The sequence below is a fragment of the Paenibacillus sacheonensis genome (assembly GCF_009909195.1).
Lineage (GTDB): Bacteria > Bacillota > Bacilli > Paenibacillales > Paenibacillaceae > Paenibacillus_Z > Paenibacillus_Z sacheonensis.
In genome coordinates, this window is record NZ_JAAAMU010000012.1 from 194,426 (window position 1) to 213,125 (window position 18,700).

An 18,700-nucleotide genomic window follows, 5' to 3' on the forward strand; every position below is an offset into this window, starting at 1 on the left:
AAATCGTTCCCAGAACGTCAGTTGGCGAAAGGAGGTAAGAAAGCGGTTTCCTGCGTTCCGGCTACTAAAATGAAGTTGAGAGGAAGTTAAGGATGAAGGAAAAGTTAAAAGGCATGTTGAAAGGCAAGCGGAAAAGCATCTTCGCGGTTGTTGGTGTCAGCACTCTTCTTTTCACGGTTGGTATTTTCAACGCGTCGGCTGAAACCAACTTTATTAAAAGCCCTTATATGCTGTTCGAGGGTTCCAACACCTCGATGAGCCTCCTTTGGCAGACGAGCGATGACCAAGCGAACGTCATCAAATGGGGGACCGACGCCTCCTATGCGATGGGGCATGAGACCGTTGGGACCTTCGGTACCGACCACCAGCACAAGTTCACCATCACGGGGCTGAAGCCGGCAACCAAGTACTATTATGACGTAGACGGTCAGACCGGCTCTTTCGTCACCGCGCCCGCGGATAACGCGACTTCCGTAAAGTTCCTTTCCTACGGCGACAGCCGTACCCAACCAAGCTATCAGGAGCAGGTAGCAGGCCTGGCGCTCAAGGCATATGCCGCCGACCCTGCCTACCAGACCATTCTCTTGAACAGCGGTGATATTGCCTCCAGCGATACGGAGAGCAACTGGACAGCGCAATACTTCGTTCCCGGATCCACCTACCCTCAGCTGCACACGCTCCAATCCGAAGTTCCAATGGTCGGAGCGAGGGGCAACCACGAGGGAGCGGGATCTGTCTATGGAAAGTACTTCCCTTATCCGTACGTGTCCAACTTCTACTGGTCCTTCGATTACGGCCCGGTCCATATTACAGTGGTGGACGAGTATGCCGACTATAAACCAGGCTCGGCTCAGTACAACTGGCTGGTCAACGATCTTGCCTCCACGACCAAGCCGTGGAAGATCGTGATGGCCCACAATCCGGCGTGGGGTGCCGGTACTCATGGGAACGATTCGAATGTTCAGAACGTCATCCATCCGCTCCTGAAGCAGTATGGGGTACAGTTGTACCTCAACGGACATAACCATAACTACGCCCGCGCGGAAGTCGACGGGATCGAGTACCTCACCTCCGGCGGCGGCGGGGCTCCTTCGTATGCGGTAGATCCGACTTGGCCGAACATCGTTAAAGCCGAAAGCACGTACTTCTTATCCGAGTTCGATGTGAATGGGAAAAACATGCATGTTACTTCCCGCCGGTTAGACGGCTCGGTAATCGAAACCGTGACGCTTAACAACAACAAGCTCCCGGTTGCTAATGCCGGACTTGATCAAACGGTGACCGACGACTGCAACGGCAACAGCTGCAAGAACGTAAATGCCCCGAAAAGGACCGGACCCAAAGATCCGGGTTTCGAAAAGATTACCCTAAACGGAACCGAAAGCTTGGATCAGGACGGAACGATCTCTTCCTACGTCTGGAAAGAGGGCGAAACTTCGATTGCCACCGGCGCCGCGCCGATCGTCAACCTGTCCGTTGGCACCCATACGGTTACCCTTACGGTGACAGATGACGATGGCGCCACTGCCACGGATACCGTGGTCGTCACCGTGAATCCGAGCTCGAAGGATAACAACAAATAGGACCAGCATGGATGATGCCAAGGTACTTCACAGCGGTACCATGTACTTAACAGCCCGATTTAGAGCTGGTGCGCGCACTGCGGCCACTGGTAACGAGTAAGTCGGGATGCTGATTGTTCGCAGTAACTAACGGCGGCCGCAGGTTTTCCCTGCGGCCGCCCCCTAACTTCAAGAAGAAACGAGGGCATCGTCATGCCTGTACAATGGTTCCGAAAACTAGCTCCATTGATTCTGATGTTCGGTTTATTTTTTGGCGGAGTTACCCCCGTCTTCGCACATGACATGTATCTAGGAGGATCGGAATGGGCCATTGGCAAGGATCGCATTCTGTTCACGATCGACCTTGACCCCGCCATATTGCAGCAAATAGAAGCGATCAAGGAACTCGGAGACCTTGACAGTCTCACCGACGAGCAGCGCCGGAAAATGGAAACCGATATCGTTCAGCCCTATATGAACGAGAAGCTCTCGGTCTCCGTCAATGACCGTCCTTATCCGGTTACGGTGGAGAAAATGGAGAAGGAAGGGACAGTATGGAGAACGTGGATGAAGGCTAGTGATTTACGTTTGGACCAGCAAGACAACAAGGTTAAGATTAATTACCATCTGTTATTCGAAGAAACCAATAATCAGCATGTGAGTATTGGCTATATTTATTTCACCGATGCCGATGACGATTCGGTAAAGAAGGTCTTCGATTATAGCCAGCCGGATTTGATGCATACGTTCGATTCCAGCCATGCGGTATGGGAGTTCTCCATGAAATCCAAAGCCGCCGCTTTACGGTCGCAAATTGCTACCTTCCTCGTACTTGGAATCAAACATATCCTGACCGGATATGATCACATAACCTTCTTGGTTGCTTTGATTGTGATAGGTTTATCCACCAGGGAAGCCTTGAAAATTATTACTTCGTTTACATTGGCGCACAGCATTACTTTGCTGCTGGCGGCCATGCAGGTAATCACTCTGAACGCTAGATTCGTCGAGAGCGTGATCGCCCTCTCCATCTGTTATATCGCGGTGGAAAACCTGTTCGCAAAACAGGTCAATTATCGATGGCTGGTCACCTTTGTCTTCGGATTAGTGCATGGATTCGGCTTTGCCAGCGCTCTCGAGGAGCTCGTCAGAGGAAAATCGAATCTCGTTCTCTCGGTGGTCTCGTTTAACGTCGGCGTGGAGACGGGACAGTTAATCATCTTTTTAATCCTGCTGCCCCTTCTGTACTTGATAAGGAAAAAGTTCTCGATCAGGAGAGTAACCGCCGTAGCCTCCATAGCCATTTTTGTGCTTGGTTTGATCTGGTTCGTCGATCGGGTGTTCAATTTGCAAGTGATACCGTTCTAAGAGAAACACAGGAAGAGAGAATGACATGAATAAAAATAGATCCCCTCATTTTTTTGTTTCCATCATGATTGCTTGTATGGTTTTCATTACGAGTCCCGGCACCGGCCTGGCACAAAGCAGTTCTGCCGGCCTCGAACAGGATTACGGCAATAAAGCAAACCGATTCATTGCCGCCAAAAATTATGAGCAGGCCGCTTTAGTTTTGGAAGAACTCCTGGCAAAGAATCCGGAACTGAAAAATGAAACGGTCTACAAGCAATTAACCCATATCTATGATGACTACCTCTTTAATTTTCAAAAAGCGTTGTCCGTTTATAAGAAGTATCTTGACCGATTCCCCGAGGGTAAATTTGCCGGCGCCTTTCGGGAAAGAGTCGCTTATTTGAATGAAAGACGTTCTGAATGGCCAGCATTGCGAGATTTTGGAAAAGTACGGCTGAAAGAGGACAACATTCCCATCAAACAAAGCCTGGTGGAAGTCGAAGCCATTCTGTCAAAGAATGAGGACGCCTTGATTGCGCCCGAAATGCATATCTATTTGGCAAATAACTATTTTGTAAGCGGCGACTACCGGAAGGCGAGCGAGCATGCGGGAAAATATATAAAGAGCTTTGCCAAGGCCGGCATGTCAAACACCGACAAAGCCCTGGCCTTGCAGTTGTATTCCGACATTCTCGTTAAGCAGCATCATTATGAAAAGGCCATCCAATCCCTGGATCAGGCAATGGCGTTGGAAAATCCCGGAGAAAACTTTAATTATGCCTTGAAAAAAAGCCATATTATCACACAAAGGAACATGTTGTATGGATTCATTATTTGCCTGTTGTACTTTATAACGGTCCTAATGGCCACAAAATTTTGGCGGCGGCTTCATTCGCAAAAATTCACAGGGCGCCTTGCCGCGCCTTTATTGCTTCTTGCTCTCCTATCGCTAGGTCCGGCCTTGATCTTAAACATAACTGAAGAACCGGAAGTCGATCCGCGGTTTTTCTTTGACCTGTTGGGCTTATCTATCCTATCGCTTATGACAATAAAGCTTCTTGCTCCGCTGTCATCGAAAACGGGCAGATTGGTTTATGTTTTGATGAGTTGTTTGCATATGGGCGCCGCTTCTTTCATGGCCTATTACATCACTGTTTTCCATGGGAGCAGGACCATGATGAACACTGTAATAGAAGCTGATATAGATCCCGTGGCTTTCCTATTTCGGATGTTAATGTGGTGTTCGGTCGCTGCAGCCTTATTAATAACCATTGCTTATGCTATTATTTTTTCGAAAAAGGGAGCAGATGGCGGATATAGTTTGCCGAAACCGCCGTCCGATAGAAGCCTCTTATGATAGCGCCTTTCATGCAAGGCTGGTTATGCAAGCTGGATTCTTCGCAGTTCGCTATACGTGAATAGACCGCCAATAAGTCAATCGACTTATTGGCGGTCTATTCGTTACATCGCATTCATCAAACGGCAAATCGTTACGGCCCTTGGGCTTTGGTCGTATTGCTCTAGCCGAAAGCCCTCATTGCCAGTACGCGCCCCAATAGTTGCTTCAGAAGTAGAACAGTCCAGGATCTCCTACCACTAGCCTTTTAATGAGCCGACCATAATGCCTTTGACAAAGTATTTCTGCAAGAACGGATAGGCGACGAGAATGGGTAACGTCGCTATCACAATGGTCGAATACTGAATGAGCGCTCTATACATGTCCTCCGCTTGACCGCTGATTCCGTTTTGTACTTGCAACATGCTGCCTTTATCATTTTGAATAAGGATTTCCCTAAGGATCAGCTGTAGGGGAAAGGTACTTCGATCTCTAAGGAATATGGCCGCATTAAACCATGAATTCCACATCGCTACGCCATAGAATAACACCATAACCGCAATAATGGGCATTGATAATGGAAGGATGATTCTAAAAAGCACCGTAAAGTCATTTGCCCCGTCCATCTTAGCAGACTCTTCAAGACTCTCGGGAATCTGCATAAATGAGGTTCTCATGATGATAAGATTCCATGTACTTATTGCGCTTGGGAGAATAATAGCCCATCTCGTATCGTATATTCCCAGATCTTTAACCAATAAGTAAAACGGAATAAGGCCGCCGCTAAAGAACATCGTTATGGTGATTAGAATTAATATATATTTTGAGAATAAAACCCCTTTTCTTGATAACGCATATCCCCCGAAGCAAGTAAAAATCATGCTAATCAAGGTTCCAACCACAACGTAATAAACGGTATTGTAATATCCGATGCTGATATTGGGATTATTTAACACCAACGAGTAGCCTTTCCATGTAAACCCAAGAGGTTTGAGCAATATTCCTTCATGCTGCATCAATAGCCTCGGATCGCTTAATGAAGCGAAAATTACATATAGCATCGGATATATACATGCGATGGAAAGCACGGACAAGAAAATGATATTAATCAAATCGAACGTTTTTTCACTCATTGAACGATTATGAATCATTTCAACACACCCTTTACCACAAGCTGTTTTCCGAATATTTCTTGGAAAGCCAATTGGCTCCTATAAGGAAGAAGAAATTTATCAGTGAATTTAGCAGACCGATAGCCGTGCTATAGCTGTAATCGGCATTTAATAGACCTCTTCTATAAACATAGGAAGAAATAACATCGGCCGTATCATAGGTTAAAGGATTGTACAAAAGAATGATTTTTTCGAACCCTACGCTCATAATGGAGCCCATTCTGAGAATTAAAAGGATCATGATCGTAGAGGATATGCCCGGTAACGTAATATGAAGTAATTGTTTCCAACGTCCAGCTCCGTCAATCGTAGCCGCTTCATATTGCTGCTGATCAATATTCGTCAAGGCAGCAAGATAGATAATGCTCCCCCAACCTATGCCTTGCCAAATTCCGGAACCGACAAATATGGTTCTGAAAAGATCCTTATTGGCTAGCAAGTTCGTCTTTTCAACACCAAAATGAGAAAGCAGCTGGTTAATTAGTCCATTGGTAGAGGTAAAATCGATAATGATACCGCATACGACGACGATTGAAATAAAAAACGGCAGATAGGTCAAGTTTTGAACCGTTTTTTTGAATATCTTACTTCTAACTTCATTCATTAACAAAGCAAGGATAATAGGGGCTGGAAAACCCCATAGGATGTCATAAATATTGATCAGAAACGTATTTGTAATGACGCGCCGAAAGTTTGGATCAATGAAAAATGATTTGAAATGGTCGAGTCCGACCCATGGACTATTGAGAATTCCACGCCCCGGATTAAAGTCCTTAAACGCGATAATCACGCCGTACATAGGTATATAGGCAAATATGATGTACCACGCAACAACAATAGAAACCATTAAATAAATGTATTTATTTTTTTTGAAATCTGTTTTTAGAATATTCATTTTCCGGTTATGGGTTTTTACGATCAAAATGAATCATCCTTCCTACCAAATGAAAACGATATGGGATGGTTATCTGTCGATTTGCCATCCCATATCATGATATTGGTTATCTATTGTTGTACCGTTCGAGCTGATCTTGAGTAATTTTAATCATCTTATCGATACCCATTTTTTTAATTTGCGCGACATACTGATCAAAATCATCGATAGGTTCTTCACCCATGATGAACTTGTAAACCATTTCTTCCCGATACGTATTGATCTGAGTCATCACTTCGGCATTTACTTTGACTTCTTCATCGGTTGATGACAAAGGCGGCATATTGTAATCCTTTTCTGGGGTGCTCCATTTATCCATTGCATCATAAACTTCAGGAGCCATTACATAAGATAGCGGATTTCTAAGATAGGCCTCGTAAAGGGATTTATATTTATCAATTGCAGTCCAGAAATCTACTCCGTCCGGATTCTTCGTTAAAAGATCCGTAAACTCGGGATGCTGCGTTTTAATTCTTTCACTCAGAGCTGGCGGGAAGAATCCGGAGCCGTCCTTCTGTTCCACGGGCCCGTCAACCCAGTTGTAGGATACGCCTTCAACTCCATAGTTGAACAACATAAACCCTTCTGCAGAATAGCGGTAATCAAGCCATCTTAACGCGGCTTCGACGTTTTTGCTTTTTGCGGATATCGCAATATCGCTTCCTTTTGAATACCAATTCTTATTTCCGACGTGTATGGTCTTAGCAGGGTCATCTCCCTCTTTAAGGACGGGATACGTCGTAGGCACCAAATTGTAATCGGGGTTTGTCGCTTTACCCGAAGTCGCCCACGGACCAAAGCTTCCGTAAAAGGCAACGGCAACTGCGCCAGCTTTTCCAGACGTAACCTGCGCATCGGCGCTCGTATCATCGCGCGTTGCAAAATCTTTATCAATTAGACCCTCTTTATACCATTGATTCATCAAGGTCAAGAAGTCTTTAAACCCCGGCTCGATCGGACCGTAAACAACAGTCCCGTTTTTATTCAAAAATTGGGAATAGGAAGAACCAAAGGTACCGGCGAAAGCTTCTGCAGCACCGAATTTGCTCTTTAATTGTAAGAGCATCGGCGTTTCGAGCTTTTTCTTATCCTTCAGCGCTTTGAGAACATTGGTCCAATCGTCAATCGTCTTCGGCACCTGCAGTCCCAATTCGTCAAGATAATCTTTTCTGATTGCCGGACCTGCCCATGAAGGCTCTTCGTCTGTCTGCAGCATCTTGAAGCTCCATATCGTACCATCGTCTTCTTTGGCCTGTTTAGCGAAATCAGGATTCTGAGCCAGCACCGCCGCATAGTTTGGAGCATACTTCGGAATAAGGTCATTTAATTTTAAATACACGCCGTCCTGTACGGCTTTGAGCCCGCCACCTTTATATCCCTGGTCAGGAATAATATCCGGAAGCTCTCCGGAGGCAATCATTAAATTAAATGCATCTGATTCTTGTCCGGAAGGCGGCGTAATATAATCCACCTTAATCCCTGTTCTTTTCTCCATCTCCTGAACAACCATGTTATCATTTATGCTTTTGATATAGGTCGAACTAAACGGATGCCAATAAGTGAGCTTCGTGCCTTGGAATTTTGCGAAATCCGCTAACGACCCCGCCCCGGTCGTTGCAGTGCCGTCTGGCGTGTTTGGAGCGTTGTCTGATGTGTTTTCGGAATTGTTCGTATTACTCCCACAAGCAGCAAGAGATAGAACCATTGAAGCGACAAGTATGCCTGAAGATAGCGGAAGACCTAATTTCTTCATTTTCTTCATTGCCATTCCCCCTCTGGGTTATTGTGTTTCCGATCTCAGGTAGCAAGTTAACAGATCCTACTCGGTAACCCTGGTTAGACTGTATGTCAGGTAGGGAGGAACCGTAAATCGTCACTTTTATCTTCATCGCCAATAGTCAAACGATCGACGTTTAGAAGCGCTTTTGAACGTTTTCGATAGATTCACAGGCATAAAAGGACGCCAAATTTAGTCAATCGTCATTTTTTACTCGATCGCCAAAATTCAACTTCGATCTAAAACATGATTTAGTTCACGATATTTCCCCGGGGTTACCCCTTCATTTTTTTTAAAGGTACGAATAAACATATTGCTGTTCAAGAATCCTGTTAATTCGGCAATCTCTTTGATATTCAATTCATCATCCAGCAGGTAAGCTTTTGCCTTCTCTAATCGGGTTTTGTTTATTGTAGACAAGACACCTTCCCCTGTCTGACCCTTGAAAAATCGCGATATATAAACAGGCGTTAGCCCGAACTCAGTAGCAATAGATGCCACGCTTAAAGAACTGTCGCTGTAGTGGCGTTCAATATAGGCAATAATCTCCATGCTTTTGCTTGCATTGACCACCTGATTTTTTTCATTGTAAGCCTGCTCTATTTTCAATAGAATATCCATCATTTGTTTTTGCATTTTAAAAATCGTTTTGCATTCAATTAATTTTCGAAAAGGATTCAGGCTCTCAATAAACTTGCTATCGTATATCAACCCTCTATCATTAAATGCATTTATCATCGTATTTACGATAGCAAACATAAGACATCTAGCCATATCCAGCGAAATATTGGGATTCGCGAAATTCTGGTCGAATACATGCTGCATGACTTGTTTCGCATGTGCAAAGTCGCCGGCTCTTATACTATTAATAAATTGTTGCTGAACTTCGATCGGATACGTATTGGTAAAATTAATTCTGTCGGGAGGATAAATATCGCTATACAGGATAATATTGTTATCGCCAACGACGATTTTATATTCCGCAGCTTCAAGACACTCTTTGTACGCCTCAGGTATACCGCTGATCGTAGAGTGTACATTACTTATCGAGGCAGTGAAAAGGATTCCGTATTTATCGAAAATCAAGTTTTTCCCGCTGATGATTTCATTTTGAATGAAGGCGGTGTCCTCGGATGATTGATCGATATTCGCGATGCACACGATGGATTTATCTACTTCGAAAAAAACGCAGTTAAAATGTTTACCAACCAATTCCTCCATTATATTTCGAACGATAAACTGTGCTAGTTCTATGGATCTGTCATCGCTTTCATCATTTTCGGAAAAATGAATTTTACCTACGTCTTCTAAGTAGAACCCGATTACCACAAAGTGGTCACCCTTGAGATCTATGCCATATGTACTGTATCTGTCATCGAGAGGCAGACTGCTTTTAATATATCCTTTTACTAATCTGTTGAGAAAATTATCCTTAAGCGTTTCCTTGTGCTGTTCCCATGTGCTTGTCATGCTTTTGTTTTCATCGATAATACTCAACATCGACTTTTCAATCAATTTGAATTCATTTAAGCTATGATCATATTTAATTTTGCCTAGCTTCGAAAACATCATCATTATATTATCTATTGGATTATAATTTTTCCTAGCAAACAGCAGCGCTACGAATGTCCCTCCAATCAGGCATAAAAAGGTGCATACTAACATGACTTTAATAACATCCTTTGCTTGCTTAGAAAAAAACGACCTCGGCACAATGTTAATGTAGCTCCAATCTACATTTGCAGATTTGATATACGTTAATTCTACTTTGGAGCTGCCAAGTTTTAATTTTAACGATCCTTGATTTCCAATCAGGTTTAAATCGGGAATACGAAGATCGCTCTGATTATTTAAAGACGCAACTACCTCATTCCGGCTATTTATGATGATAGAGTCCCCCCCTAAACCTTTATTCAAATTACTTAATGCGTTTTCTAGAAATGCACGGTCAAGAATAATTCCAAGCGTTGCATTACTTTCCTCAACGCCATAAGACGGAATCGATTGAAGAAGCACCGCGCCGCCCAAATTGGGGTATTCCGTATTTCTTGAAGACATGGGATAAAAATCCCTCTTATGCAGCCGTTTTAAGAAGTTTATCCATGCCTTTTTATCCTGCACCTCATCCGGATAATAAGCATCGAAATATTCCATACCGCTGCTTGTCCCTTTGTCGGACACGATTAGATCTCTTTTGGGAACATAGATGAAAACATCCTTAATATAGCTGTTTGTGACTTTAGAGGTCCCGATGGCACTGATTACTTGCAACATGGATAAACGGTAAGCTGGCTGTATAGGCTCAACAAGATTGCATTGTGCAATAACGTTCTTATCCAACACAATCGTATTCATTATTTTGTCAATGTCATTTAGTTTATTATCTATCGTATCCTGTAATTGTTTTAGCATGGCATGATTGGCTTTATTGATTTCCGTTTGAATGACTCGAACGGATTGTATATAGGCTACGGCGCTTATAATTAGCGATACTAAGATGATGGTTAAATACGAAAGTAATAAGGATCTAAATATTTTTCTTTTTTCTTTTATGAATTTTAAAATCATACTGCCTCAATCCTCCATAATCCCATTCAGAGAAATAGTAGACGAATTGCTAGGTACCGCGACGGTTAGAAAGCAAAAGGCCCATGCCGGGTTCATGTAAAATGGAAGGAACTGAAATACCATTTACAAGAGAACTCAACATGAGCTGCTCCTATTTTTATCGAGAATTCGGAGACGTTGCATTCCAAATCGATCACGGTGAACATACGTGGAGCGTGAAATTGTCCATGCGCTCATCAGCAGGTCAGGCGTTTCACCGTTGTCCCCTCCCCATCTGCGCATCTCTCGGTGGAGTATCTTACCTCCCTCCTCAAACTTCGCAGTTGGACCGAACCCCAACCGCTTCCCTTCAAGCTGTTTTCAGCTCCGAACCGTTACCTTGGATAACTGTATGCCCGGCAAGAAGAAATTGTAAATCGTCACTTTTTACAGGATCAACTAAATTTAACATCGCTCTAAACATTATTTAGTTCCAGCCTATCAATACGGAGATATCCCTGAATTGCATAGGAATCGCGATCGTGACGGCTAAAAAACAAAAAGCCCCTGCCGGCTTCATGTAAAATGGAATTAATTGCAATACCATTTACATGAGAACTCAACATGAGCCGCTCCTATTTAATCGAACGCCAATAATAGAAGACTTTCATTCAGATTATCTTCAAACAAGGATTCTTCCGTCTTGAGGATAAAGCCTCGATGTCGAATAACACATGACTGCCGATCGTATGAATCATGGATTTCAGTTCATTCTCCCTATGCTTGCTTTGCGCAGCAGCAGTCAACAAGGTATACAGGACATCGAGCTCTACAAAGGATAAGCCGTCCCATAAATGGGATGATGGCCTATCCCTGGGAAAAGTCCGCTGTCCGGAGCTATCGTCTCCCGAAAGCTTAGTGAAGAGTTGAATCTAATCTGCTGCCGACCGAGAGGCTTTTCTTCGAAATAAGCGGTAGTATCAGCGTTCCAGATTAAATGCCGTACAGCGAACCGCCATCAAGCCGATACCATGCGCCAAATCGAAATTGGGACGCTTCCGGACCGTCGAAGATATGCTCACGGTATTGGAATTGTTGCCAAACGCCGGAAACATCTTTAAGTGTATCGGTTTGGTTGAAATAAATATACGTCGTTTTTTTGTTTAGCGTATAAGCAACCGATCCGTCCGGCCAAAACTGCTCGATGCTGAGGGGCATGTGCGTTGGAGACCACGATGTCGTTTCGAACACCTGCTTCTCCACGCCTTGCGGCGAACGGACATTCAGGATCCAGCTATTCTTGTCTTTAACATACTTGATATAAGCAATCCAGCCGTTGTTGACGGCATAGTCGCCTGGTGCCGGCCAAGGGTTAATGGCTAATGTGGTACGCGTGCCATCCGCGCTGATCAATCGGGTCACGTACTTCATATACGAATAATTATCAACCATCATAAGTTCGTTGAAGATGGTATTTTGTCCGTCGGATACAGGACCATATAATCCTAAGGGCACATGGTACCACTCCGACACGAGGCTCGGAGACCTCGACGCCAGCTTCGTCGACGTGCCGTCGGGAAGCATCTTGTACAGATCGTTCAAAGTCGCGTAAACGACGCTTCCGTCCGGCGACACATCCGAATGTTTCGAATCAAACGGACGGGACTGTCCCGACGTCAAATCCACGACTCGATCGGCAAGTACCGCGAAATTCCCTTTTACCGCGGCAAGATCTGCATCGCCAAGCTGTCGCACCTCACCGTCCCTCCAATACTGCGTGACAGCCTTGTGAGACGTTTGGTCTGCGAAAGAATACACGACACCTTCAGCGGATAATTTCGCTTGACCGATCGCAGAGTTGGACCCGGTGGCATCATACACCAATACTTCGCTTTTGTCCGTACGGTTGTACAGCCAGAGCATCTTATTGGCGGTTTCTTTCCAAACGATACGGGTTTGGTCGAAGTCTGCGATGGTTCCGTTAAAATGGTAAAGCAGCTGTTTGCTCGCAGCGGTCGCTTGGACAGGCAGAAGCAGCATGAGGAGCATAACTCCCGAAGCTAGTAGCATAAATCGGCTTTTCATCACGTTTTCCCTCCTATTGGCGATCTAGCATAAATTTAGCATAATGTGGAATTAAATGATTCTACCTAATGTACTACTACCAATCTTCTAGATAACTTACAAAAAATGCCGCCCGCATTAGGCTAGATGCCTATATTTCTGTTCTACCTGGATTTTGAAAAGGGGTACGGTTCTCCGCGCTGTCTGTAACGGCAAGTTGTAAGGCCATCCTTTTGGGATGGCCCTTACGTTATTATAGGTATAGTCGGGGCTCGAATCTTTCCTTAATCAACGATATCTTTTTTACCGGTCGCATCTTCACATATTTGATTCGAGTTGCACAATAAATACTTGCCGTTACTTAAGGTATGGTTCGCCGCGAATAATCAAACTATCCCGCCCAATAGCTTAACGACAAAAGGAGCAGTTGCCGCTGCGACAAACTGCTCCCTGGATCGCTGAACTATCGTTCTCCGCTAGTTCAATCAATTTTTCTTAAACTCAATCCCAAACCTTTGGTCGCTTTAATCCAGCAGTTCTTAAATAATCTAAAAGTTGACCCGAATGGACTGCTTCATGATATGCAATTCTCATCAGCATGTCTCCTAATGATCGAATGTACCCAACATCTTTTCGATCAATTTGGATCCTTGTTAAATCCTCTTGTGTATAAGATTTAACTGTATTCATAAATTCATTCCGATAGGTTTCTGAAAAGTCGAGTTCATCTTTGAGCATTGTAAAAGTACGAGCTTCATAAGGGGATTCATAAGCGGATAGACTGCCTTCATTCAGCAAGGCAAGATGGTAATAATGTTCACTATCCAGAACATGGCGGATCATTTCTTTTATGCTTAACGCCTCTGAATCTGGTCTCCAGTCCAAAAACTCATGCGGAATACTTTCCCAAATAATTATGCTTCTGCGTCTAACCTCGCATAAATTCTGTACTATTGCCTCTATAGCGTTCATAGTTGCTTCCTTTCGACTTCTATTTTGCTTCATTATACCAGAACTTATGTTCGCATTAAAATAAAATATTTGAAGTATCCTCCATTTACTCAAAAAACGGCAGCTCATCATGCGATGAGTTGCCGTATTATCTTTATTGAACTAATGTAACCGTTAGCTAAATGACTTGCACCGCCGTTGATGGCTGCAGCGGACATCTGGCATTTCAACCGTCCGCCCGCCCGGGCCGCCCGGTTTCCCGCGCAACCGGTTGTCGCAAGAAGAATCGGGGCTTGCCCCAGCGGTAGACCAAGATGAAGAGGAGAAGCTCCATGCCGCCCATCAGATAAGCGCCCAGCACGTCGCTGGCCCAATGCGCGCCCAGATAGATACGCGAAGCGCCGACAAGCGTCACCGCTCCGCCGAATAGGATCAGAAGCAGCGTCCGTTTCCAGGATGGCTTTAGCAGCACGTACGTCAGAAAGAACATAAAGCCGTAGAAGCCCGTATAGAACATGACATGGCCGCTTGGAAAGCTGTAGCTCTTGAACATGCCTGTCACATGGACCAGATCGGAAGCCGGGCGCGGACGGTGAATGACCACCTTTAACAGCAGGTTGGAGACTTCCACGACGATGGCCGTCAAGGTCGCGGCCAGTGCTTCCCAATACATGCCCAGAAGGACGAGGAGCAGCACGAGCAGCACCGGGACGACAGCCGCCTGGGGGGCATTGCCGGCCCAGCTTACGATACGCCACGCCGCGTCCGCGAGCGGATTGTTCCAGGCCTGAATCGCGCGCGTGACCGACAGGTCGACCGAAAAATAAGCCGTTTTCCGCACCAGCCAGGTCAGGATGCCGAAGGCGACGAGGAAGACCGCGATGCCGATGTGAAAGATAGCCGCCCGCCGACGCCGCTCGGGCGGCGGAGCAGCTTCGGCGCGGACCGTTTGCTGCGCTTTTCTTTGCATATCGGCGGGGGTATTTTTGTTAGGCGCCGCAGATTCATGCATCGATTTGACCATATGAATTCCGCCTCTCGATTAGCCGTTTACCTGCACCACATAGGGGGATACAGGTGCGGGCATGTCGGCTTCGCACTTCTCCGCCGGCTTCTCCGCGCCCGCTCCTTCTTTGGGCGCGAAGATACGCAGGGCGCCGGCACAAATTTTGATCGTTGCCTTGCCTTTGCCAAGCGGAATGCCGTCTGCCGCGATCTCCAGCTCAGGCTCCGATTTGATTTTTATCTTGCGTGCGCGGTAGCGCTGCAGCTTATCGTCGGGGATCAGGTTTTCCTTGGCCGTTTTTTTGAAATATTGCAGCACATCGGCTTTGCTAAACTCCGGGTAGACCGAAATATCGAGCAGTCCATCGCCCATTGAGGCATCCGGCGCCACCAGATTTTTCGAAGCGATCAGCGGCGTATTCGCCACATTGACCATCATCGTCTCGACTTTGATTTTGCTGTCATCGTCCAAGGTCAAACGAACCGTGGGCTTGGACTCGAATGTCATGAACGTCTTGAAAGCGTCCGTCAGCCCGGAAAGCCTGCCCTTGGGCACTTTCTTCACCTTCGGATACATCGTGGCGGTCAAGCCGATCGACGCCACCATAACGAAATAAAACTTCTTGTGCTTCTTGGTCTTCACCCGGCCCAAGTCGATCTTGCGCGTATGCCCCTTCACGATTAGCGCGCACGCCTCTTCGGGGTCTTCGGGAATTCCGAGACTCCCGGCAATATCGTTCATCGTTCCCCCCACGATAATGCCAAGGCGCGTCTTGCTATCGGCGAGGCCGCGGATGACCTCCACGATCGTTCCGTCTCCCCCCATAACGATAACGGTTTTATAGCCGTCTTTAACGGCTTTCCGGGCGATTTCGCAGCCCTTCCTTTTCGGCTTGGCATAGGCGACATCCACTTCGAAATCTTCCTTCTGCAGGAAGCTCACCGCCCGCTCCACCCGTCCGGGCGTTTCTGCCGCATTGCCCGAGCCGGGGTTCACGATCAATTTGACGCGCTTCGATTTCTTATGCTTGCTCATGTTCGTTTTCCTCCTTTTTGCGGAAAAGCCCTTCAAATACGGTGATGACCATCGCCGTCCACGCAAAGCCCAGCGCGAGCCCCCCGACAATATCCGTCAGGTAGTGGGCCCCCATGAAGAAACGGCTGAATCCGATATACGCCATCAGCAGGAGGGCCAGTACAACCACCGCCGCCTTCCACGGACGCGAGGCGATTTTCGGCACCAGCAGGTACGCCAGCATGCCGAAGCACAGGACGGCGCTCATCGTATGCCCGCTTGGGAAGCTAGGGTAATCGATAGCCTTGCTGATCGGGTGATCCAGCACGGGACGGTCGCGGCCGAAGACGTTGGCCATCAGCAGCCAAAGTCCCCCCTGTCCGATACAGCCGACGGCGATGATCAGGAATTCCTTCCAATATCGCTTAGATAGAAAATATAAAGCCATCGCCACGGCCAGTACGATATAGCCCTGCAAGCCGATATAATAGCCGGCAATCATAATCGCGCTCACCCACCCTGCGCTGTTCAGGGCCGACGTATGCATGTGATCCGCCATTTGCTTATCCCACTGGATCATCGGTCCCTGAACATATACGTTGTAGGCCAATATACCGAATACCGCAAGTCCGATCATGAAAATGGCAACCCCGATCACCGGCCGCTTTGCGAACAGATCCGGCGTTCTGAATCCGGTCGAATCGCTTCGTCGTACCGCCGCTCTTTGTTCTGCGCGTTCCAAGGAAGTTGTCGTTTGCATGAGAGCACCGCCCCTCTGTCGTCGTTATTTTGTTTGCTGGGATCTTTTAAGCCGGAACCAAACGGCGATCAGCATGGAATACAGACCCATGGCGACCAGTCCTGCGGCAACGATGCCCATCAGCCAGACGCCAAAGGGCTGGCGAAGCAGCAAGAGCAGCGCGCCTTCAAACCCCTGCGCTTTGCCCGGGTTGACGCGGTACCCCGATAAGATAAGCAGAACGCCGACGAGAATAAAAAGCACGCCTCTCGCCAGCATGCCGTATCGTCCCAGCTGCTTCACCCATTTGACGTAACGGTCGCTCAATGCGCGCGGCTCCGTCTGCCGGTCGAAATGGAGCTGGACGGCCCGATAAAGCTGGACCAAACCCACGAGGATCACGATCAGACCGACGAAGCCCGTCAGCCAAGGGCCCCAAGGTTTTGTAAACAGCTGCGCGGCCGTCTGCTGGGCTTGTTCCGTTTGAGCGCCGTTGTGGGCCGGCCGAGGTCCGCCGACAATCCGTTGGTAGGTGGGCGGAACCAGCATCGCATACGAAACCGCGCTGCAGAAAAACCCGATTCGCTCGGCAATCCCTTTCGCATCATGCCCCACGCGGAGCGGATCGAGTATGGCGCGCGCCAATCCCCACAACGAGTAAGAGACGAGGCCGACCAACAGCGCAATGAGGAACACCCAACCGACCGGCTGGTTGCCGATCGCGGCAATGGCGCCCTGCTGGTCGGTCGCCCTGCCGCCTGCTCCGAGAGCAAGCTTGACCGTCAAGAGCCCCATGAAGAAATAGACAATGCCTCTCGCGCCGTAGCCAAGCCGCGCCATTCCTTCGACGAACGGACTATACGCAGCCTTGTCGGCCGCCTCCTTGCCTGTTTCTATGACTTTTCCGAAGTTTTTCGTCGTGCTCGCCATAGGACACGCTCCCGTCTGAATCGGATGCTTTCGATCATCCGTCCGCCCTTTCACGGACAACTGAAGCATCAAGTGTCTTTGAACTATACATACCCGTTTGTGACATAACCAACCAACCGGAATGTTATTCGTTTCGTCTCCTTATAACTGGCTGTTTACTCCTGTATGGACTCGGGTAAATTCACCATCACAGCCTGTGTTGCGTGTTTAATTCCCATGAACAAATTGTGTTTGTCCGAAGCCTGATTGGGAAACACCCTGCGGATCTGAACATACGCTCCGGAATACGGACAAAAACCCGGCCAATTGAGGCCGGGTTTGACGCGAGGACGCGACTATAACTATCGTTCCCGTTAGCTTAACGACTTAAAGTGTTGGTCATATATTTCTCTTGCATCGGTATCGATTTCAACGAGTTTTTCGCTAATTGTAGGAGTATTTACAATTCGTAGCAAATCCGGGCCGATTTCGATCTTCACCTTACTTGGAAGAATTGGGATAAGAAATCGAATACATGAATATTGCCAACCTTCATCACCGCTATTAAGTATCATTCTGATTTGCGGAACAATCTCCTCTGAGCTTAAACGAGCAAGTATCGTGCATAGTTCTTGAGCTATCGGCCAATTAATGTCTTGGATCCATTCAAACAGCTTTCCAACTATCGGCTGAAGATTAAATATAGATGGATCAATGGCTTTTAACTTTTCTATTGCTTCAATGTCATATTTGTCCTTTGGAACAAGCTCCTCAGTATGAAACAAATTATCCCTCCATTTAACCTAATTTCTTATATTGTGATTTGACCAACATTGTTCAACTATAGTGTCCCTTTAGGTTAATGAAGCTAGGAAGCTTTCTAATGCATTAAGTGCTAACTGATAATGACTTGCTTCCAACTGAGTATATAAGATGAGTTCCAACTCATCATCTAGGTCTTGTAGTTTCTCTGAAAAGCTGGATATCTGGGGTTCTGGCACAGGGGCAGTGTTTAATCTACTTTGTAGTTCTTCGATTCCAAATTCTTTATTCTCAAAGCGAACTCTAATCACTTCGAAATGATGAATGCTTATCGTACTCATCCTTTCTTTTTGTTTGTAGAATGTATTCGGCAATTTATTACGTCATCCTGCCCGTTACTTCAACGGGCAACGGCAGCCGATCGAGTAGTGAACTGCACCCCGTCAAGTAGACAGTACAAATAAATAAAGTCAATTAGGCGGCCTTAGTCCTGTACTCCATCGGACTGAGGCCGTTTAGTTTTGCTTGTAATCGTTCATGGTTGTAGAAGTGGATGTAAGCCTGAATATCTCTGTGA

Annotated in this window: 16 protein-coding genes; 3 read left to right on the top strand and 13 right to left on the bottom strand. The window is 46.5% G+C overall.

Features of this window, described 5'->3' with window-relative positions; all coding sequences use genetic code 11:
* The first annotated feature begins 92 nt into the window (after nt 1-92).
* The 3 genes from GT003_RS21625 to GT003_RS21635 all read left to right on the top strand — a co-directional run bounded on the left by GT003_RS21625 (nt 93) and on the right by GT003_RS21635 (nt 4,269).
* A complete protein-coding gene (locus GT003_RS21625) occupies nt 93-1,583 on the top strand; it encodes a metallophosphoesterase (protein WP_161701716.1) in 1,491 nt (496 codons plus the stop codon).
* A gap of 192 nt (nt 1,584-1,775) precedes the next feature.
* On the top strand, nt 1,776-2,930 hold the full coding sequence (locus tag GT003_RS21630) for a HupE/UreJ family protein (protein ID WP_161701719.1): 1,155 nt from the start codon (nt 1,776-1,778) through the stop codon (nt 2,928-2,930).
* A gap of 25 nt (nt 2,931-2,955) precedes the next feature.
* The gene (locus tag GT003_RS21635) at nt 2,956-4,269 is read left to right on the top strand and encodes a tetratricopeptide repeat protein (protein WP_161701721.1); all 1,314 of its coding nucleotides are present in this window, start codon (nt 2,956-2,958) and stop codon (nt 4,267-4,269) included.
* 239 nt (nt 4,270-4,508) lie between these two features.
* Here GT003_RS21635 and GT003_RS21640 read toward each other — a convergent pair whose 3' ends face one another.
* The 13 genes from GT003_RS21640 to GT003_RS21700 all read right to left on the bottom strand — a co-directional run.
* The gene (locus GT003_RS21640) at nt 4,509-5,399 is read right to left on the bottom strand and encodes a carbohydrate ABC transporter permease (RefSeq protein WP_161701723.1); all 891 of its coding nucleotides are present in this window, start codon (nt 5,397-5,399) and stop codon (nt 4,509-4,511) included.
* A 13-nt stretch (nt 5,400-5,412) separates the two neighbouring features.
* A complete protein-coding gene (locus GT003_RS21645) occupies nt 5,413-6,315 on the bottom strand; it encodes an ABC transporter permease (RefSeq protein ID WP_161701778.1) in 903 nt (300 codons plus the stop codon).
* Nucleotides 6,316-6,421: 106 nt separating this feature from the next.
* Nucleotides 6,422-8,116, bottom strand: coding sequence for an extracellular solute-binding protein (locus tag GT003_RS21650; RefSeq protein WP_161701725.1), 1,695 nt, complete (start codon nt 8,114-8,116; stop codon nt 6,422-6,424).
* A gap of 243 nt (nt 8,117-8,359) precedes the next feature.
* Complete coding sequence (locus GT003_RS21655) at nt 8,360-10,699, bottom strand: helix-turn-helix domain-containing protein (RefSeq protein WP_161701727.1); 2,340 nt, start codon at nt 10,697-10,699, stop codon at nt 8,360-8,362.
* Nucleotides 10,700-11,671: 972 nt separating this feature from the next.
* Nucleotides 11,672-12,763, bottom strand: coding sequence for a hypothetical protein (locus tag GT003_RS21660; RefSeq protein ID WP_161701729.1), 1,092 nt, complete (start codon nt 12,761-12,763; stop codon nt 11,672-11,674).
* A gap of 480 nt (nt 12,764-13,243) precedes the next feature.
* Complete coding sequence (locus GT003_RS21665) at nt 13,244-13,714, bottom strand: DinB family protein (protein WP_161701731.1); 471 nt, start codon at nt 13,712-13,714, stop codon at nt 13,244-13,246.
* 205 nt (nt 13,715-13,919) lie between these two features.
* On the bottom strand, nt 13,920-14,717 hold the full coding sequence (locus tag GT003_RS21670; RefSeq protein ID WP_161701733.1) for a phosphatase PAP2 family protein: 798 nt from the start codon (nt 14,715-14,717) through the stop codon (nt 13,920-13,922).
* 18 nt (nt 14,718-14,735) lie between these two features.
* Nucleotides 14,736-15,734, bottom strand: coding sequence for a diacylglycerol/lipid kinase family protein (locus tag GT003_RS21675; protein ID WP_161701735.1), 999 nt, complete (start codon nt 15,732-15,734; stop codon nt 14,736-14,738).
* Entirely contained in the window at nt 15,721-16,473 is a 753-nt protein-coding gene (locus GT003_RS21680; protein WP_161701737.1) for a phosphatase PAP2 family protein, read from the bottom strand. The genes GT003_RS21675 and GT003_RS21680 overlap by 14 nt, the downstream gene beginning before the upstream one ends.
* Nucleotides 16,474-16,497: 24 nt before the next feature.
* On the bottom strand, nt 16,498-17,382 hold the full coding sequence (locus GT003_RS21685; RefSeq protein ID WP_161701739.1) for a DUF1206 domain-containing protein: 885 nt from the start codon (nt 17,380-17,382) through the stop codon (nt 16,498-16,500).
* A 353-nt stretch (nt 17,383-17,735) separates the two neighbouring features.
* Nucleotides 17,736-18,146 (bottom strand): DUF5071 domain-containing protein, encoded by a 411-nt coding sequence (locus GT003_RS21690; RefSeq protein WP_161701742.1) that lies wholly within the window; start codon nt 18,144-18,146, stop codon nt 17,736-17,738.
* 69 nt (nt 18,147-18,215) lie between these two features.
* Nucleotides 18,216-18,497: a hypothetical protein gene (locus GT003_RS21695; RefSeq protein ID WP_161701744.1), complete on the bottom strand. Its 282-nt coding sequence runs from the start codon at nt 18,495-18,497 to the stop codon at nt 18,216-18,218.
* A 100-nt stretch (nt 18,498-18,597) separates the two neighbouring features.
* Nucleotides 18,598-18,700: IS3 family transposase (locus GT003_RS21700; RefSeq protein ID WP_161699146.1), on the bottom strand; the 103-nt coding region annotated here is incomplete at its 5' end.